This window comes from Mucilaginibacter lappiensis (assembly GCF_900155965.1).
In the GTDB taxonomy this organism is placed as follows: Bacteria; Bacteroidota; Bacteroidia; order Sphingobacteriales; family Sphingobacteriaceae; genus Mucilaginibacter; species Mucilaginibacter lappiensis.
Genome location: NZ_FTMG01000002.1, coordinates 671,464 through 689,431 on the forward strand (window position 1 = coordinate 671,464; position 17,968 = coordinate 689,431).

Genomic DNA, 17,968 nt, shown 5'->3' on the forward strand with positions numbered 1-17,968 from the left:
AAGAACCATATGTTAAAAAACTATTTTAAAACTACGGTAAGGTACCTGTTGGTTAACAAAGCATTCAGCATGATCAATATTGTGGGCCTGTCAACAGGTATTTGTGTTTGTTTTTTTGCTTTATTGTATGTACAGTTTGAACTTAGCCGGGATAGCTATAACAAGCAGGCTGATCATATTTATCGCCTGGTAACGGATATTAAAACCCCTTTGGGTGTTAATTATGAAAGTGCATCGACGCCAATGGGGCCGGCAATAGCCGCCACTTATCCCGAAGTAAAAGCCGCTGCCCGGGTATTTATGGACGACATGATCATCCAAAGTAATCCTAATAATGCCACTAAAGAAGAGATAGCCTATGCCGACGCTTCGGTATTTTCCATTTTTACCTGGCCCCTGTTGCGTGGTGATTCCCGGCATTTGTTTGATGCGCCATATAATGTAGTACTCTCTGAATCGGCTGCAAAAAAATATTTTGGCAATGCAGATCCGATTGGTAAAACATTATTAATAAACGGACAGCAAAGTGCCGCGGTAACGGGTATAATGAAGGATATTCCCTACAATTCGCATCTGCGGGTTGATATGCTTTTTTCCATGTCATCACTGGTAAATGCAAATTGGGAACATAATTGGAAGAGTTTTGGCTTTTATACCTATTTGCTTTTACAACCAGCTGCTGATGCGACACGGCTAACCGCAAAATTGCCCGCTTTTGTGAATGCCAATATGGATCAGAGCCTGATGAAATATAAGTTATCAATTGAACCGTTAAAAAAAGTATATCTGTACGGCTATCCCAGGGGGCACCGTACCGGTAGTTCAGAAAGCGGGAGTATTAATAACATATATATCTTTTCAATCGTTGCGGCATTTGTACTTTTTATTGCCTGTTTTAATTTTATTAATCTTACTACTGCTTTCTCCCTAAAAAGAGCAAGGGAAGTTGGTGTACGTAAAGTGCTGGGCGCATCAAAAAAACAATTAGTATTCCAGTTTTTTATGGATGCGGTTTTTCTTTGCTTAATAGCTTTTTTTATTGCTTTGCTGCTGGCAGCTTTTTTATTGCCCCTGTTTAATCGGCTTTCAGGTACAACGGTCAGTACAAATGTATTTGAGCATTTAAATTATGTTGTTTGTTTGTTGCTGATAGCCATAGTAGTTGGTTTATTGTCGGGCATTTATCCCGCTTTGTTTTTATCGGGATTTAGACCTGTAAATAGTCTTAAGAAACAGTTTATGCCAGGAACTAACAGTTTGTTGTTTCGCAAATCATTAGTTGTTGCGCAGTTTACCATTTCAATTGTGCTTATTGTTGCCACTCTTGTAGTTTATACACAGCTTGACTTTATGCAAAATCAAACATTAGGGTTTAAAAAAGAGCATAAGCTGGTAATTGATTATCAATTTGACAGGCGTATTAACGAACATGCCGCCACCGTAAAACAACAGCTTTTAAACATTACCGGAATAAAGGAGTCCTGTTTATCGTCAAGCATACCTGGTACACCCAATAACAGCTATAGCGTGTTTTTGGATGATAGCCATAACCTGCAACAGGAAATACCGGCAGATTCTTATTATACCGATGATGGTTTTTTAAAGCAGTATGGTATAAAGATCATTGCTGGGCGTGGTTTTACAGCACAATACGATAATGAGCGAGACAAAGTTTTGCTGATCAACCAGGCCATGGTGAAAAAACTGGGTTATAAGAACGCGGATGAAGCAATAGGGAAGCGATTTAGACAATTTGCCGGTGAAGGTACAGTTGTTGGTGTGGTGAAAAACTTTCATGTCCATTCTTCACAAGAGGTGATAAAACCTTTGTTTATAAGGCCGGCTAATGGCTTTTTTACCTGCCTTACTTTAGATATTAATTCTGATCATGTGCAACAGACCGTGAACCTGGTTGAAAAGCAATGGAAAAAAATAGCCCCGGGTCTTCCTTTTGTTTACTTTTTTGCTGATGAAGCTTATAATAAACAGTTTGTGGCTCAATTACACTTTGGCCGGTTATTCATTTGTTTTTCAGCATTGGCTATATTAATATCTTGTTTGGGATTAATTGGTCTTTCGGCCTTTAGCGCAGCGCAGCGTAAAAAGGAAATCGGGGTACGGAAAGTTTTAGGAGCCTCTGTAATGAGTATCACGGCCTTACTATCCAAAGAGTTTGTAAAGCTTGTTTTGGTGGCGTTTATTATAGCGTCGCCATTAGCCTGGTGGGCCATGCACAATTGGCTACAGGACTTTGCTTATCGCATCCAAATATCATGGTGGTTATTTATGTACTCAGGTGCTGCAGCATTGCTGATCGCCTTATTCGCGGTAAGTTTTCAAACCATCAAAGCGGCGATAGTAAACCCTGTAAAAAGTTTAAAAACAGAGTAACAACTCAGATGAAAAGCAAAATATACCTTTTTTTAACGCTGTCAATAATAGTTGGCGGCCTGGCCAACTTAGCCAAAGCCCAGGATACCGTCATTAGAAAAATTGATCATGGCAAATTAGATTCCATAAACTCAGACATATTAAAGCAAAAAAGATTAATAGAGGTATTTACCCCAGCCAATTATAAGCCAGGCAGTACCGATAAATACGATGTGTTGTATGTACTTGATGGTGGCAACTGGAATACGGGCTTGATCCTGCAGGTTCAGCATTTTTTAGAAAATGAAAACTATATGCCGCCGACGATAATTGTCAGCATCATGGGTATCGACAGAAACAAAGATCTTACGCCAACGCATATGGATGATTGGAAAACATCAGGGGGAGCTGATAAATTCCTGAGTTTTATTAAAAACGAACTGATCCCTCATATTGATAAAACATATCCATCCAATGGCGATAATACACTTTGGGGGCATTCATTGGGCGGTTTGTTTGTGATGTATGCGCTGCTAAATGAACCGAAGACTTTTAAATCATATATCGCGGTCGATCCAAGTCTTTGGTGGGATAAATTATACCTGCCTAAAATGGCTGCTGGTAAATTACCTGCTTTAGCTGGTTTAAATACCATACTTTTTATGGGCGGGCGCGAAGGAAACGACGGTAAAGGCATGAAGATTGATACTATGAGCACTATTCTTAAAAAAGCGGCTCCTGCAGATTTAACCTGGAAATTTGTCACTTACCCTGAAGAAACGCATGCCTCTGTACGATTAAAAACCACGTATGATGCGCTGAAATTTTCCTATGCTGGGTTTAACAACCAAATTGAATTTCATCCGATGAATGGTATTGTTTTAAAAGACAAACCCATTAAAATATGGTATTTTAATGATACCACCAAAGTACACTATACGCTTGATGGAACCGTACCTACCGTATCGTCAAAACAAATGCAATCAGAAATTACTTTAACGGGTGCAGCTAAGGTTACTAATAAACATTTTACTATCCGAAGCCGCTATGACCGTGTTACAACCGGTGATTTTATGATCGGAAAGACCTTTCCTGCTATTTCAAAACCTGGAAATATAAAGCCGGGCGGTTTTAATTATACCTACTATGAGGGTAAATGGGAAGAGTGGCCCGATTTTAAAAATTTAAAAAATCCGGTTAAAATTGGGTTAACAAATAACGATTTTGATGTAGATAAAATTCAAAGGAAAAATAACAACCTGGCCCTCCTTATTGATGGGCTGCTGGAAGCAAAAGAGGACGGATATTATATATTTATACTAGACTCTGACAAGGGATCAAAACTATATCTTGATAATAAATTATTGATGAAATGGGATGGCTCTTACAACCAGCCGTGTACATATATATTACCCTTGGCCAAGGGATTTCACGCTCTCCGGTTGGAGTACTTTCACAAATATGAAGGCTTTAAATTAAAGCTGAGTTACCTTACCCCCAGTATTTTGAATACTAAAAAACCTATTGAGATCCCGCTTGATCTGCAATATCACCATCAATAGAAACAAAAAAGCCGAAAGGAATTTGATTTTCCTTTCAGCTTTTTGCTTTCAGCTTAATTAGCAATATTGTTCAAACGCGCCGATCAGATTATCGGCGATCATTTGTGCCGGGCGACCTTCAATTTGATGACGTTCGATGATATGTACCAGTTTACCGTCTTTAAACAAAGCCATAGCTGGTGATGATGGTGGATATGGCAGCATGTAGTTACGGGCGGCATCAACAGCCTCTTTTTCCATACCTGCAAAAACGGTTACCAGTTTAGTGGGATGTTTTTCGTTGGCTGCGGCAATTCTTGCTGCAGGGCGCGCGTTAGCCGCGGCACAGCCACAAACCGAATTTACCATTACAAATACGGTGCCTTCGCTTTCAATAGCATGCTTTACAGCATCGGCATCCTTAAGCTCCTCAAAGCCAACTTTTGTCAAATCTTCCCGCATTGGGGCAACTAAATATTCCGGATACATAATGTTTTTTGTTTACGCTAAAATTTACTTCAAACAAAAATAAGAAATGATTAGCAGCTTGTATCTAAAAAACACAATAATAACACTTTGCTGACGATGAACTTGTATAAAAGACAAACCCATTAATTGCTTATTAGTTATTATTTTATTTGCAACAGGGGTTGATTTATAAATAGTAATAAGTATATTGCATACCCCTAATTAATGAATTTGATGAACAAAAAGCCTTCTGAAATTAGCACGGTTGTTATTATTAGCAAGAACCATCAGCATACCCAATCGGTACAAATAAAAACAAAACATCTTAATAGAATACGTCATTATGTGTACAGCGCACTGTCTGTTTTGGTGGTGTTGATAGGCCTGGTAATCTATTTAAGAGCGGAGAATTTCAGGCAGGAGCAGGAGAAACAACAGTTACTGGCTCAGATAGTAAAACTGAAAGGTGCTATTCCGGTGGCATCGGTTCAGGGTAAAGAGGGCAGCGCCCAATCATACATTCAGGCTATTGAGGGAAAGTTAAAAACCATTAACAATTATTTAAAACGCCGGGGCCTGAAAGGCTTTTCAAACAAAGGTATCGGCGGTGATGATAATGCTGAGGGTAAAAAATTAACCGATAAAGAAGTATATTCCTTATACAACGATTATCTGAGTCGTTTGGTAGGAACCATCGCGTTTACGCCAATGGGCTATCCGCGTATAAGTTCCTTTACTTCATTTTTTGGCTACCGTAACGATCCATTTGCAGACGGCCATGCCGAATTTCACCCGGGTATCGATTTTAAAGGCCACAAAGGCGACGAGGTAAAATGTACCGCCAGTGGCAAAGTAGTTTTTGCAGGATGGAGCGGTGGTTATGGCAACTGTATTCGCATTGCGCATATCAATAACCTGGAAACCGTGTATGGGCACCTGTCAAAAATCAAAGTAAAAGTAGGCCAGGAAGTAAACGTTGGAGATGAGATAGGTTTGGTAGGTTCAACCGGTCATTCTACCGGGGCGCACTTACATTATGAAGTACGAAAAAATGGCAAGCCCATCAACCCGGTTAATTTTTTAACACTCAACAAGTAGAAGAAGGTTTTACGTGGGACGTTGTACGTGATACGTTTTTATATGAAATTTCATTGTATAACGTATAACATAGCAGCGCCAAAAAACGTAAAACGTCCAACGTAAAACATATAACATTCCAATGGCTATTTTCGGAAAAAAAGATAAAGTTGCGCTTGATCTTCAGGCTATCTCCACCCTGATTGGTGATGGCGGCGTTTTAGATGGTAACCTTAAAGCACCGGCCTTTGCCCGTATTGATGGCCAGGTAAATGGAAATGTAACTATTGACGAAGGACTGATACTGGGCGAAAAAGGTATAATTACCGGGAACATCCACACCAAAGAAATTGTTGTTTACGGGACGGTTAAGGGTGATATTCAAACCGACTCGCTCGAAATAAAAGCCACAGGTAAAATTACCGGCGAAATAAAAACCCAAACCCTTTTGGTAGAAACCGGAGGTATTTACAACGGGAAGCTTACTATGCAAGCGACGGATAAAAAGCTTTTGGGAGCGTAATAGGTTTTAGGTTAGACGTGATACGTTTTACGTTATCATGCTTAATTCAAAACGTATCACGTCTAACCTACAACATCGCACCTACAACTTCCTGCGTAGGATTATCCTATGGCAACTAATTGCACAGGCCCGCTGCTTCATTTCATTTTGATGTTTTTATGACTTATTTTTGTGTCTCATAAAAATTGAAATGTTATGTCATCAGTAGAAACTGCATTCGTTAAATACAAAGTAAAAGACCTTTCATTGGCCGAGTGGGGCCGCAAGGAAATTGAGCTGGCCGAGGCTGAAATGCCAGGTCTGATGGCTCTGCGTAAAGAATACGGCCCATCGCAACCATTAGAAGGTGCGCGTATTGCAGGCTGTTTGCACATGACCATCCAAACCGCTGTTTTAATTGAAACTTTAATTGCGCTTGGCGCCGAAGTTACCTGGTCGTCATGCAACATATTCTCCACCCAGGATCATGCCGCTGCCGCTATTGCTGCTGCTGGTATCTCTGTTTATGCCTGGAAAGGTATGAACGCCGAAGAGTTTGACTGGTGTATTGAGCAAACCTTATATTTTGGCGAAGACCGCAAGCCGTTAAACATGATACTGGATGATGGCGGCGATTTAACCAACATGGTGTTGGATAAGTTTCCTGAACTGATCGGCGATATCAAAGGTCTGTCAGAAGAAACTACTACCGGTGTTCACCGTTTATATGAGCGTGTTAAAGCCGGTACATTGCCAATGCCTGCTATCAACGTAAATGACTCGGTTACCAAATCAAAATTTGATAATAAATACGGTTGTCGCGAATCATTGGTTGACGCCATCCGTCGTGCTACCGATGTAATGATGGCCGGTAAAGTGGCTGTTGTTTGCGGTTATGGCGATGTAGGTAAAGGTTCTGCCGATTCATTACGTAACTCAGGTGTACGCGTTATTGTAACCGAAATTGACCCTATCTGCGCATTACAGGCAGCTATGGAAGGTTTCGAAGTGAAAAAATTAGGCACTGCTATTGCCGAGGCCGATATTGTAGTTACTGCAACCGGTAACAAAAATATTGTGCGTGAGCAGCACTTCCGTGCCTTGAAGGATAAAGCCATTGTTTGTAACATCGGTCACTTTGATAACGAGATCGATATGGCCTGGTTAAACGGTGCTTACGGCAATACCAAAATAGAAATTAAACCACAGGTTGATAAATATACCATTAACGGTAAAGACGTAATTGTATTGGCCGAAGGCAGGTTAGTGAACCTGGGTTGTGCAACCGGTCACCCAAGCTTTGTAATGAGTAACTCCTTCACCAACCAAACTTTGGCCCAGTTAGAGCTTTGGACAAACGGTGCTGCATACGAAAACAAAGTATACACCCTGCCAAAACACCTGGACGAAAAAGTTGCCCGCTTACACCTGGCCAAAATTGGCGTAGAGCTGGAAGTACTTGACCAGGATCAGGCCGAGTATATCGGTGTAACTGTTGAAGGTCCGTTTAAACCGGAGTACTACCGTTACTAATTCAAAATTCAAAAATAAAAAGTCAAAAGGCATGGTTTTCGGATCATGCCTTTTTTGTTGACTTTGTTTTTTTAATTTCAAGTTTAGCGCAAGTCTTGTGCGGTTGCTTGTGGGTTGATGACTTGTGCTTCTTCCGCCTTAAAATTTTGAGATTGTACTGTTCTTTTTAGACAAGATGTTTTTACCTGATGACACCTGATAACCAGATTTGGCATGCTGATTCTCATTCGGACTATATAAAATTATATCCATTAGTTTTATATCACTTTTCTTTTTTTGTCCATTAAATAAAATACTATGGATTATTAAGTGAATGACGTACCTAGGTTGCCCATCTTTAATTTCATAAACCAAATCATTCTCATTAAAAAGATTTAATTCACTTGATATTTCAATGCTACTAATGTCTTTTGGCTTAAGCAAAATAGGAAAGGCTGGTTTATTGTCTTTAATGATAATACTACTTTTAGTATCATTTTTCGCTTTGTCTATAAAGGAAAGCTCCATTCCGATTATCAACACCTCTGTATTTCCTGAATTTGAGAGGACTATAGTGTTTCGCAGTGGATTTACACCAAAACCCTGTGAAATCAAATTGAAAATTACAGAAGATTTTTTTCTTATGTGCTGGAAATAAAAGTTTAAAAAAGCAATTAAAACCGCAATTATCGAGATTACAAAAGCTGCTAATGCCAACCAATTTGTGTTTGTATTAGCTGGACTTAAATAATTGACAATTTTCATGATTACGTTTAGATTGTGATAGGGTTTTAAATTACAAATAAAATACTAAGTTTAGCGCAAGTCTTGTGCGGTTGTTTGCGGGTTGATGACTTGTGCTTCTTCGTCATTTTATTTAATTTTAATAAGTGAGCATTAAATACAAATTCGCAAATCTTGAAGCTGTTTATTTTGTAACTTTTGCTGTGGTCGGCTGGATAGATGTATTTACGAGGACCGTGTATAAAGACCTATTGCTTGATAGTTTTCGATACTGTATTAAAGAAAAAGGGTTAGCTGTTCATGGCTATGTGATTATGAGCAATCACGTCCACATGATAATAAGTAGTAAAGGGAAACAGGATTTATCGGCAATTATGCGTGACATGAAAAAGTTTTCATCTGTACGGTTAATTCGTGAAATTATAGAGAACCCAACTGAAAGTAGAAAACAATGGATGCTTCGTCTTTTATCTGATGCAGGCAAGGCAAACGGAAATAATACCCATTATCAGTTTTGGCGGCAAGACAATCATCCTATCGAGCTTCATCCTCATCTAAATATTTTTGCTCAGAAGTTGAATTATATCCATCAAAATCCAGTTAAGGCTGGTTGGGTTACTGATGCTTCCGCTTATATTTATAGTAGCGCGAGTAACTATATGGAGAAAGGCGGAGTATTGATGGAAGTCGAACTTTTGTATTGAACTAGCTGCTGATAGTCACAAGTCATCCTTACACGGGCCGCCGCACAAGACTTGCGCCAGAGAAAGATTATCTGCTGATAGTCACAAGTCATCTCTGCACAAGCAGCCGCACAAGACTTGCGCTAGAAAAAGAACGACACTATTTTGCCCACTCATCAAAAAGAAAAACAGATTAAGATCTCCCTGCTTATCTTTAAGCTATGAAAAGAATAGCCCTCCTCCTGATCCTGAGTTTTATCTGGAATCTCAGCAGCTTTGCCCAGATCCAGATTGATACTATAAGCTACATCAAAAACAATCCTTTAATCTATTCGCTGGTTATTTCAAAGAACAATAAGATCATCCATCAGCAGTATTTTAATAGGCAGGATAGCACTACCTTGTTTAATGATCAGTCGCTTACCAAAAGCGTAACTGCTTTACTTATTGGTATCGCTATTGATAAAGGCTATATCAAATCGGTAGATGAAAAGGTTGCCGACTTTTTCCCGGAGTTAAAAATGGATACCGATAAACGGAAACAGGATATCACCATCCGCCAGGTCATGAATCAGGCCTCTGGCTTTTATCATGAAGGCGTAAATGTGGGCGCCTTGCTCAGCATTCCGGATCCATCGGGGTATGTGATCAAAGCACCGATGGTGTCGGATCCCGGGAAGGTATTCCGTTACAATAACGCAGCCACGCATTTGTTATCCGTCATCATTACCAAAAGCACGCATATGGATACCCGATCCTTCGCCAAAAAGTTCCTGTTCGATCCGCTGGGTATTACCACGTTCGACTGGAAAAAAATGAACGACGGTTACTACGATGGGTGTGGATTACTAAGTATTCGCCTGCGTTCGGTTGATATGCTTAAACTCGGCAATCTCGTATTAAATAAAGGGGTATATCGTAAGCAGCAAATCGTCCCGGCAAAATGGATCAATTCCATCATCAATCCCGAAGTTACTTACAAAACACCATGGGGGCTGGATAATTCCTTATACGGGCTGTGCTGGTACCACGCCGATTACCAGGGGACAAAAATAATCTATGCTCTGGGCTGGGGTGGGCAGTTTATGTTTGTAATCCCCTCCCTAAAAGCCGTGATTATGACCAACTCCGGCGTCGCCGATGCCACAGCTATTAAAGAAGCCGCCTTGATCACCGGCAGGCTTTTTCCTGAACTGTTGAAACAGCTGCAAAACTAACCGAATGCCAAATTACTGTATAAAATAAACTTTCTTTATTTTATTATTTTCAATATGATAAATGGCGACAGCATCTACTTTTTTATTGGGGCCAACAGATATGCTTTCGTGATCAACGATGGCATTGCCCTTTACAATCCTGTCCAGTATTTCACAATGCAGGGAGGGTACCCGCTCAAAAAATGCCGCATAGTGTTTGCGCATATCATCCTTTCCTTTGCTTACGAGCTTATCCGGAAAAGTATATAGTTCTACGTCCTCCGCATAGGGCTCCAAAAACGCGTCTATACTTCGCTGGTTGTAGGCATTTAACTGGCGTTGCACCAGAGCCAGCGGAGTTTCTTTAATCAAAGTATCGGGAGCAATAACATGACCTTTATTGATTACCAGGCTTATTTCCTGCAGGTTTTCCAGTTGTTCGGCAGGGTTGGCATTTAATAATACCAGGTCGGCTTTTTTGCCTTTTTCTATGCTGCCAAACTCCTTTTCTTTACCCATAGCTTTGGCACCGTTGATGGTTGCCGATTGAATGATCTGCCAGTTGCTCATGCCCGCCTGCTGCATCGCTTTTAACTCGGTAAAAAGCGAAGAGGCATGTTGAGTGCCGATATTACCCGCATCGGTACCGGCTGCTATAATAACGCCTGCATCGGTCATTTTTTTGAGATTTATCATCCGGATAGAATCGGTTGTTGCGATATAACGCATCCTCGCGGCTCTTGCTGTTTTGTAATGATTGGTTAAAGCGGTATCGGCGAAGTGTTTTAAATCGCTTATAGATCCAAGCTGCTCGGGGTTTGCTTGTATAAGCTCTTCGTAGGAAAAATTCTTTTTTTGCGTAAAAGTGTCGAAGTAGTCATCTACCACAATTAAGGTGGGGCAAAGCACTACTTTGTTTTTCTTGAGCAGGTTAATAAAATCGGTAGATACAACCTCGTCGTCCACTTCATGAACCAGGTAGTCGCAGCCGCTTTCAACCGCCAGTTGAGCGGTTAACCTTTCGGTAGCGTGTATAGCAACCCTCAGGTGATTTTTATGCGCCTCGTCAATAATGGCTTTTATTGCCGGCTGATATTTTTTGGCTTCTTCTTCTTTATTTTTCCCCAGCACAATGTACCAGATTTTGATAAAATCGGGCCGATGCGGTAATTGCTTTGCTAACAGGTCGGTAGCTTCGGTGGTATTGCTGAAGAGATTAAATGGTTCGTCGTTTTTTAAATTTTTATATACTTCTGGTTCATAGGTGGTTAATAATGGTCCGGCCATATAAATAGTAGGGGCGTAACTTTTATTGGCGAAGCTATCACGCTGAGCCAAATAATTAAAGGTAGCACCAGGATCAATAACCGTGGTGATGCCTGCTTTGGTATAGCGCCGCAAAAAATCTTCCATATGCTGATGGGTCCAGGCCATTTCGCTTTCATAGGACTTATATTTTTGCAGTACCGCAACATCCGGCCGGGCATAGAGGCCGCCACTCTGGAAGAAATGTACATGTGAATCGGTAAGCCCAGGTATCAGGAATTTTCCCTCTCCATTGATCACCGTGGCATTCCCGGGTATTTTTACGGTTGCCGGATAGATTCCCGATATGATATCGCCCGTAATAGCTACCGTACGCCCGGGTAACAGTTTATTTTGAGTAACATCAACCAGGGTTACATTTTTAATATAGGTTTGGCAAAACCCCGGCAGTGTATACATCATTGCGATGCAGAACAGACTGAACTTTGTTTTCATAGGTTTTTATTTAGGTATTATGGAGATAGACGGCCAAGGCTAATTTAAATATTTATAAAAACATATTTTGGGATGAATGGAAAAATCACGGAAAACAGGTAGCGCTTAAAAACTTTTTAAACCTTTTATTTTAACACTTTTTTGCTCAAAAAAGGGGTGAAAATGGATCAAAAACACTCGAAAATTCATTCAAAACCATCGATTTTAACACTTTTTAACAAATTTTTGGAGGATTTTGAAAGGTTTAAAAAGTATTAAATATTTGGTAATCAAATATATAAATACAAAATGGTCGATTTTGGGGCTGTATTTCCTTTAACCAAACAGCCCGGTTTTTCTTTTTGATCAGAAAAACCGGGCTGCTTTATATACAAAAATACGGAATATAGTCTGGAGTCTAAAGTCTTTAGTTCTGAGTAGAAAAAAATCGCTTCATGTAGCTGGTTATTATTTCAGATCGTTAAATTTAATGTACTCGTATTCTGGCAAGCTGGTAAATAAATTGTCTAAAATGGCCACGTGTGCCATACCAAATATAATCAGGATGCGGTCTTTTGGCGAAGTGGTTAGCTTTTGGATGTTTCTGAGTATCCGGAGGTTGCGGTCGTACCATTTGGTAGCCATGGCATCGGCACCGCGGAAATCACCTAGTTTAAAATCGCCCAGCAGGTAGGCGTCATAATACCGCTGCAATACCTTGGGCGAATTCATGTTTTTGAATACTTGCAGCAAGGGGAATTTTAACGCGACGGTGGTTTGATAGTCATAATAAGCCCTATACCTGTCGTTAGCTGCGTAGTCATAATCCTTGGTTAAGCTGTCTAAATACGGTTTGTATTTGGTGGAGTCGGTCGATTTATATAGATCAACAACAATATTACCTGCATCCGCTGTATACACGGTATCGAGTTTAAACTTATCCATCAGCCAAAAAGCAATTTGGTAAGTTTCGTCGGGTTGTGGCTTGCTTTTGCCAGCTTTGTATTCCCGGTATTTGGCCATAGCATTCCATTTGCTGGAGCCTTCTATAGCGATTTTAGTGGGACGAAACTTCGCGATGTAATTTAATAGCTCCTTCAGCTCTTTTTGCTTTTGGGGCGATAAAATATCTACCTGTTTGCTTTTATCAATCTTGTAGGTATCATGATTGGGGTACGAAAAGTGAAAAGGCATACCTACCATAAATACTTTGGGTAAGGAGTCGTGCCCGATCAAAAAATCATCAGGCGATTTTATTTGCTGCGCTCCGACATGCAGACAGGTAAAGGCTAACACAAACAGAATTAAGAATTTGGTATGGAATATTTTCATAGACAAAATTATATGATCATGTAAATTAGAATTTTATTTTTAATTACTCCTACGCTGTCCGAAGTCGGAGAATCGGACAATGCGCCGAAACATATCTTAACGTTATTTAACAAATCAACATTTCGTCCTATCCATTGGTTAGCATAGCTTTACTAATAAATCTAAATCGTCATGCGCATAAAACTGCTATCAATCTGTTTCTTAATGCTATTGTTAACGGGTAAATGTTTTAGCCAGGAAAACTTATCCGTTTATGAGTTACCAAAACCTGCAAACTGGCATACAGAAAAGTTTGCATTGCCACCTTCATTTGCTACTACACTTCCTTTCAGCGGAACAGAAGATATTAGGTTTTCGCCGGAATGGTCAAAAAAACATACTGATGGTTACTGGACCTATTGTTTTTTATGGAGGATAAAAGATGCAGTTTCTTTTACCAAAGTCAATATGGAACAATACCTGCATGATTATTATACCGGGCTTATAAAAGTTAATTTAAAAGAGGCTAAAATGGATACCGCCTTGGCTATACCCGTAAAAGTACAGTTGCATAACAGCAGGAAAAGCAAAACTGATTTGCAGGCTTTTGAAGGACGTGTTGAAATGCTGGATTATATGACACAGGACCCTATCAAACTAAACTTTCGCATTCATATAAAGAAACACAAACCGGGTAGTAATGATAGTGCGGTGTTATTTGAAGTATCTCCACAGCCCTATGAGCATAAGGTTTGGGTTGAGTTGGATGGGTTTGATAAAAGTATTAAGTAACGCGCTCTTTTCTTTAGGGTTGGGGCTTCGAATAGCACAGTTATATATACACCAAGAAATTACTAATTTAATATTAGGTTTATCAATCGGTTTTATGTTAATAATTATATGGAAAAGCCAAGACAGGAAGAAATTCCAAGATCAATCATAAAAGGCAGTAGTGGGCGTATTTCGGGTTTAAATGGTAAGGGTGAAATGCTATTCGCCGATCCAAAATGCTTTGTTGTGGGGTTGGAAAAATTGCCTTATATATTATTTACAACTCATGAATTTAATGAAGAGGAATTGCCCTTAAACATTGGAAAACAGATATACGAAATAAAAAAGCTTGCTCTTCAATCTACTTTTTCAGCTGACATTTCTAAAGAAGTAAAATATTGTGCAATACCCAGATGGCTGTCTGACTTTAAAATGGTTGAAGAGTTGCGCTTTGGATACGTGGAAATAGATGATTTACATAGTTTAAAAGATTTGCCAATTCAACATTTAATCCTAAAAAACATTAGATACAATGATAGTCAAAGGGTAGTCTCTGCTATCAAACAGTTTAAGCACCTAAAAGAAGTTTCGTACGATCAATCACTTGATGCAGATTTAAAACAGGCTATCGAAGAATTAAACTTAAAATTAACTCTTCTTGCTGATTCTGATTAATCTTGTCGGTAATGGGTTGCTTTTTGTTCGAGGAGTTTTAGTCGCATTCAATTACTCCCCTCAAACTCCTCCTCTACACTTTCCCTTAAATCATACAACAACCATTGTTTTTTGGCAATGGAACCAGCTTCGGATTGCAGTAATTTTATAAAATCGTTTACGCCGGTGGGCTCGTTGCCATTGCCGTGGATCAGCACAATACTGCCTGCTTGAGGCTGCTGCCCTTTGGCCAGCCAGGCATCGGTACCAATGGGGATCAAACCATAGTCGGTGAGTTTATATACCAGTTGCTGATCGGATACCAAACCTGGGAACCTGAAGAACACCGATGGCAGCAAACCATTCTTGAGCATGGCCTTTTCGGTTTCCAGTATCTCGTAATTCATATCGGTACCCGGCTCCAGTAAAAAGTTTTCTTTGAGCGGCGCTTTGAGGCTTACCCGGTGATTAAAGGAATGGTTTATCCAGGTGATATAGATCTCGTGTTTGGCCTGCATTTGTTTGAGCCATTCCAGGTCCTGCGGGTGCTGGCGCATCCATACGCCGGTAACCGAAAGGGCGATGGGCGCCGGTCGTTCTACTTTCTGAAACTCCGTGAAAATATCGGTAAATATGCGCCTGTCGAGCGGGCGGTGTGATGGACAAAGATCGGCTGTTAAACTAATGCCGGTTTCTTTGGGGATACCGCTTTCAATGCCTGCGTCTTGCAGGGCTAGGGATTGTTTTTCGGCTTTGCGAAGCGCTTTTTGGTAAGGTGTGCTTTTGAAAAAGTCGCGCGCTTCGGTGATGCTCATGGGTTTTACCTGGTAAAAATTGGGTTCATCAATTTTGGTTACCAGGGTTTGCGGGTTTACCAGCAGGTAGTATGTTTTGCCTTCGTTTTCAAACTGGCGCAGTATCATCCAATCCTGCGGGGCATGATGCGCCCAGCCATAAAAAGTTTTATAATTTTTAATTTTAAGATAATTGGCTTGTGCGGCAGCTCTCTGTTGCAATCCACCTATGATTAATATAGCGAGCAGGTATTTAAGCAGGGATTTGTTCATTCTTATTCAAGTTCCAGTTTTTGCCTGTAAGTATAGCGGTTATAACTAATATCAGCATAAAAATAATAATCAGGGCCGGGGTTATTTGCATCGCAGTATACACCACATTGCTATCATGATGAGCCGGGGAAACTGTCTTTGGTAAGGCAGATAACGGAGGGTACAATGTTCCTCCCGCTTTTTGTATCATGTTAAACAATAGTGATAAGAGATAGATGACTGTAATAAATAAAAAATTGGCGACAATCAGTATCAGGTTTTGAACTTTTCTTTTATAACGATAAAACCCTTCTTTAATCAAATAGGTTACTGTTGTCAACATTAAAAATACCGGGACAGTAAATATCAGTATAACAATTGCAGACTGGTTTATAACCCAATAGGTGTCATTAAAATTGATATCCATTGAAGTATTGCCAATGAATAATGGTACGGACAACCGAGCTACTATATAAATAACAGCCAGGATAATAACTTCGGTGATAATGGGTTTAAGTTTCATAACTTAAAGATAAAACTTAGTAAATAAGATTAGGTTTATTATTGTATAAAGGATGTATTAACTTTGAACCATGACCCGTTTATCTGTCAATATCAATAAAATAGCTACCCTGCGCAACTCGCGCGGCGGCAATAACCCCGACCTGATACAGGTTGCTAAAGATTGCGAACGCTTTGGTGCCCAGGGCATCACCGTGCATCCCCGGCCCGACGAAAGACATATCCGTTACAATGATGTTTTTGAACTGAAAAAGATCGTGACCACCGAGTTCAACATCGAGGGCAATTGTCAGGAACAAAAATTTATTGACCTGGTGCTGGCCAACAAGCCGGAACAGGTGACGTTGGTACCAGATGTACTGGGACAGATCACCTCCAATCATGGTTGGGACACGATTACGAATTATCATTATCTAAAAGATATGACAGCGGTTTTTAAGGAGGCCGGGATCCGCGTATCGATATTTGTTGACCCGATTGCTAAAATGGTGGAGGGCGCCGCCAAAACCGGTACCGACCGGATTGAGCTATACACGGAGGGCTATGCCACGCATTACCACCAGGGCCGCGAGCTGGCCATCGCGCCCTATATTGAAGCCGCCGAAGCTGCGCAGGCCGCGGGCCTGGGCATCAACGCCGGGCACGATCTTGACCTGAACAACCTGAGATATTTTGCCGAATTGGTTCCTGGTTTGCAGGAAGTAAGCATAGGCCACGCACTCATCAGCGATGCGCTTTATTATGGTCTGGAGAATACCGTTCAGCAATACCTGCGGCAATTGGTCCCGGCAGAGACGGATCTTTGAGCTTGATTTGGGAATTGGGATTTCGGATTTGAAATTTTCTCTGAACCTTGATTTATAGGATTACAAGATTACCGTGATTGAAATCTGGAAAAAATCCTTTTCGTCCCCTTAAGGTCTCCTGAACGGAATCCTGAGTAGACAGAATGGACTATTACTTGTTTAAAACCGGCTTTTAAGTTCGCCTGTCATTTTATCCTGTTCAGGTGGTGATTCCGTTTTACCGCATATCAATTCATCAATTCCTGTAGCTATATCGGTAGCTACAGTTCCATGTCTTATAGAGCTTATAATCCAATTGACACCACATAGCCATAAAAATGCCACTATACCTACCCACCAGGGGCCGCCATTTACTAACATAAAAACACCCATAATAATCGACATTATTGATGTGGTGATAAATAACTGACGCATATTTATTTGATAATTAAGCAGCCAACTATTGTTTTCATAAACCAGATTAAAAACACCATTATCAACACTACCAAACAATGAGCCCCTCCAATTGGATGCTGAACCTTTGTAACTAACGGACAGGTCTTTAACAATAACGTGAGCTGCTTTGTCCTTCAATATACTTTCTCTAATATATTGTAATATCTGCCCTTTGTTGTCGGGTGTTATTACTGTTTTTAGTGATCTATTAAAGATAACAGAAAAAGGAAAAATCATTATTGTCAAACTTTGTATAAAGATAATAGAATATTTTTCAGCGTTAGAGAGAGGAAGTTTGGGAAAACTACGCTTTTGTGACCCTGGGTGGACAAAATATCCAAAACTGAATATCGAATGTTGAATAATGAAGTAAGGTTTGGCATTCGATATTCAAAATTCATTATTCGATATTTTGTCCCTTTAGGGTCTCCTGAAAGTTTAGGTTAACCCATAAAATCTAAATGCGCACCGAATAAGGCTTAATAAGTAAGTTTATGATTAGGAGACTCCGCTGGAGTCCACTATTTCTTCAGATTTTGCCTATAAACACGTGGCCCCGCTGGGGCCAATAATGTTTTATAGTGTAAACA

The 17,968-nt window shown here is 40.2% G+C and carries 17 protein-coding genes; 10 read left to right on the forward strand and 7 right to left on the reverse strand.

The genetic code is table 11. From position 1 onward, the window contains the following. Positions 1–9: 9 nt before the first annotated feature. Together BW976_RS06985 and BW976_RS06990 are read left to right on the forward strand one after the other, a co-directional pair. Positions 10–2,391, forward strand: coding sequence for an ABC transporter permease (locus BW976_RS06985; RefSeq protein ID WP_076371759.1), 2,382 nt, complete (start codon positions 10–12; stop codon positions 2,389–2,391). Positions 2,392–2,399: 8 nt separating this feature from the next. Then, positions 2,400–3,932 (forward strand): alpha/beta hydrolase-fold protein, encoded by a 1,533-nt coding sequence (locus tag BW976_RS06990; RefSeq protein WP_076371761.1) that lies wholly within the window; start codon positions 2,400–2,402, stop codon positions 3,930–3,932. A 57-nt stretch (positions 3,933–3,989) separates the two neighbouring features. On the opposite strand, the gene BW976_RS06995 is transcribed toward BW976_RS06990, so the two are convergent. After that, positions 3,990–4,400 carry a BrxA/BrxB family bacilliredoxin gene (locus BW976_RS06995; RefSeq protein WP_076371763.1) on the reverse strand — a complete coding sequence of 137 codons (411 nt, stop codon included), beginning with the start codon at positions 4,398–4,400 and terminating at the stop codon, positions 3,990–3,992. Between the two features lie 213 nt (positions 4,401–4,613). Between BW976_RS06995 and BW976_RS07000 the strand changes: the two genes are divergently transcribed. The 3 genes from BW976_RS07000 to ahcY all read left to right on the forward strand — a co-directional run bounded on the left by BW976_RS07000 (position 4,614) and on the right by ahcY (position 7,491). Continuing rightward, complete coding sequence (locus tag BW976_RS07000; RefSeq protein ID WP_175614059.1) at positions 4,614–5,477, forward strand: M23 family metallopeptidase; 864 nt, start codon at positions 4,614–4,616, stop codon at positions 5,475–5,477. 121 nt (positions 5,478–5,598) lie between these two features. Then, on the forward strand, positions 5,599–5,979 hold the full coding sequence (locus BW976_RS07005) for a bactofilin family protein (RefSeq protein WP_076371767.1): 381 nt from the start codon (positions 5,599–5,601) through the stop codon (positions 5,977–5,979). A 195-nt stretch (positions 5,980–6,174) separates the two neighbouring features. Further along, entirely contained in the window at positions 6,175–7,491 is a 1,317-nt protein-coding gene (ahcY, locus tag BW976_RS07010) for an adenosylhomocysteinase (protein WP_076371769.1), read from the forward strand. Positions 7,492–7,629: 138 nt separating this feature from the next. On the opposite strand, the gene BW976_RS07015 is transcribed toward ahcY, so the two are convergent. After that, a complete protein-coding gene (locus tag BW976_RS07015; RefSeq protein ID WP_076371771.1) occupies positions 7,630–8,235 on the reverse strand; it encodes a hypothetical protein in 606 nt (201 codons plus the stop codon). 125 nt (positions 8,236–8,360) lie between these two features. On the opposite strand from BW976_RS07015, the gene BW976_RS07020 reads away from it, so the two are divergent. Beyond that, positions 8,361–8,918 (forward strand): REP-associated tyrosine transposase, encoded by a 558-nt coding sequence (locus BW976_RS07020; RefSeq protein ID WP_076371773.1) that lies wholly within the window; start codon positions 8,361–8,363, stop codon positions 8,916–8,918. 200 nt (positions 8,919–9,118) lie between these two features. Then, positions 9,119–10,114 carry a serine hydrolase domain-containing protein gene (locus BW976_RS07025; RefSeq protein ID WP_076371775.1) on the forward strand — a complete coding sequence of 332 codons (996 nt, stop codon included), beginning with the start codon at positions 9,119–9,121 and terminating at the stop codon, positions 10,112–10,114. A gap of 12 nt (positions 10,115–10,126) precedes the next feature. Here the strand turns inward: BW976_RS07025 and BW976_RS07030 are convergent, their stop codons facing one another. Beyond that, positions 10,127–11,854: an amidohydrolase family protein gene (locus BW976_RS07030; RefSeq protein ID WP_076371777.1), complete on the reverse strand. Its 1,728-nt coding sequence runs from the start codon at positions 11,852–11,854 to the stop codon at positions 10,127–10,129. Between the two features lie 447 nt (positions 11,855–12,301). Then, on the reverse strand, positions 12,302–13,165 hold the full coding sequence (locus BW976_RS07035) for a DUF5694 domain-containing protein (RefSeq protein WP_084192092.1): 864 nt from the start codon (positions 13,163–13,165) through the stop codon (positions 12,302–12,304). Between the two features lie 171 nt (positions 13,166–13,336). Between BW976_RS07035 and BW976_RS07040 the strand changes: the two genes are divergently transcribed. Then, a complete protein-coding gene (locus BW976_RS07040; RefSeq protein WP_076371779.1) occupies positions 13,337–13,936 on the forward strand; it encodes a hypothetical protein in 600 nt (199 codons plus the stop codon). Positions 13,937–14,044: 108 nt separating this feature from the next. After that, on the forward strand, positions 14,045–14,590 hold the full coding sequence (locus tag BW976_RS07045; protein WP_076371781.1) for a hypothetical protein: 546 nt from the start codon (positions 14,045–14,047) through the stop codon (positions 14,588–14,590). Between the two features lie 47 nt (positions 14,591–14,637). On the opposite strand, the gene BW976_RS07050 is transcribed toward BW976_RS07045, so the two are convergent. Beyond that, positions 14,638–15,636, reverse strand: coding sequence for a polysaccharide deacetylase family protein (locus BW976_RS07050; protein ID WP_076371783.1), 999 nt, complete (start codon positions 15,634–15,636; stop codon positions 14,638–14,640). After that, the gene (locus tag BW976_RS07055; protein ID WP_076371785.1) at positions 15,617–16,138 is read right to left on the reverse strand and encodes a hypothetical protein; all 522 of its coding nucleotides are present in this window, start codon (positions 16,136–16,138) and stop codon (positions 15,617–15,619) included. The genes BW976_RS07050 and BW976_RS07055 overlap by 20 nt, the downstream gene beginning before the upstream one ends. A gap of 70 nt (positions 16,139–16,208) precedes the next feature. On the opposite strand from BW976_RS07055, the gene BW976_RS07060 reads away from it, so the two are divergent. Continuing rightward, complete coding sequence (locus BW976_RS07060) at positions 16,209–16,943, forward strand: pyridoxine 5'-phosphate synthase (RefSeq protein ID WP_076371787.1); 735 nt, start codon at positions 16,209–16,211, stop codon at positions 16,941–16,943. 159 nt (positions 16,944–17,102) lie between these two features. Here the strand turns inward: BW976_RS07060 and BW976_RS07065 are convergent, their stop codons facing one another. After that, a complete protein-coding gene (locus BW976_RS07065; RefSeq protein WP_139332223.1) occupies positions 17,103–17,516 on the reverse strand; it encodes a hypothetical protein in 414 nt (137 codons plus the stop codon). Positions 17,517–17,968 lie beyond the last annotated feature (452 nt).

Coding starts and splice junctions, on each gene's coding strand:
- BW976_RS06985 (WP_076371759.1), top strand. CDS start 10: ATGTTAAAAAACTATTTTAAAACTACGGTAAGGTACCTGTTGGTTAAC.
- BW976_RS06990 (WP_076371761.1), top strand. CDS start 2,400: ATGAAAAGCAAAATATACCTTTTTTTAACGCTGTCAATAATAGTTGGC.
- BW976_RS06995 (WP_076371763.1), bottom strand. CDS start 4,400: ATGTATCCGGAATATTTAGTTGCCCCAATGCGGGAAGATTTGACAAAA.
- BW976_RS07000 (WP_175614059.1), top strand. CDS start 4,614: ATGAACAAAAAGCCTTCTGAAATTAGCACGGTTGTTATTATTAGCAAG.
- BW976_RS07005 (WP_076371767.1), top strand. CDS start 5,599: ATGGCTATTTTCGGAAAAAAAGATAAAGTTGCGCTTGATCTTCAGGCT.
- ahcY (WP_076371769.1), top strand. CDS start 6,175: ATGTCATCAGTAGAAACTGCATTCGTTAAATACAAAGTAAAAGACCTT.
- BW976_RS07015 (WP_076371771.1), bottom strand. CDS start 8,235: ATGAAAATTGTCAATTATTTAAGTCCAGCTAATACAAACACAAATTGG.
- BW976_RS07025 (WP_076371775.1), top strand. CDS start 9,119: ATGAAAAGAATAGCCCTCCTCCTGATCCTGAGTTTTATCTGGAATCTC.
- BW976_RS07030 (WP_076371777.1), bottom strand. CDS start 11,854: ATGAAAACAAAGTTCAGTCTGTTCTGCATCGCAATGATGTATACACTG.
- BW976_RS07035 (WP_084192092.1), bottom strand. CDS start 13,165: ATGAAAATATTCCATACCAAATTCTTAATTCTGTTTGTGTTAGCCTTT.
- BW976_RS07040 (WP_076371779.1), top strand. CDS start 13,337: ATGCGCATAAAACTGCTATCAATCTGTTTCTTAATGCTATTGTTAACG.
- BW976_RS07045 (WP_076371781.1), top strand. CDS start 14,045: ATGGAAAAGCCAAGACAGGAAGAAATTCCAAGATCAATCATAAAAGGC.
- BW976_RS07050 (WP_076371783.1), bottom strand. CDS start 15,636: ATGAACAAATCCCTGCTTAAATACCTGCTCGCTATATTAATCATAGGT.
- BW976_RS07055 (WP_076371785.1), bottom strand. CDS start 16,138: ATGAAACTTAAACCCATTATCACCGAAGTTATTATCCTGGCTGTTATT.
- BW976_RS07060 (WP_076371787.1), top strand. CDS start 16,209: ATGACCCGTTTATCTGTCAATATCAATAAAATAGCTACCCTGCGCAAC.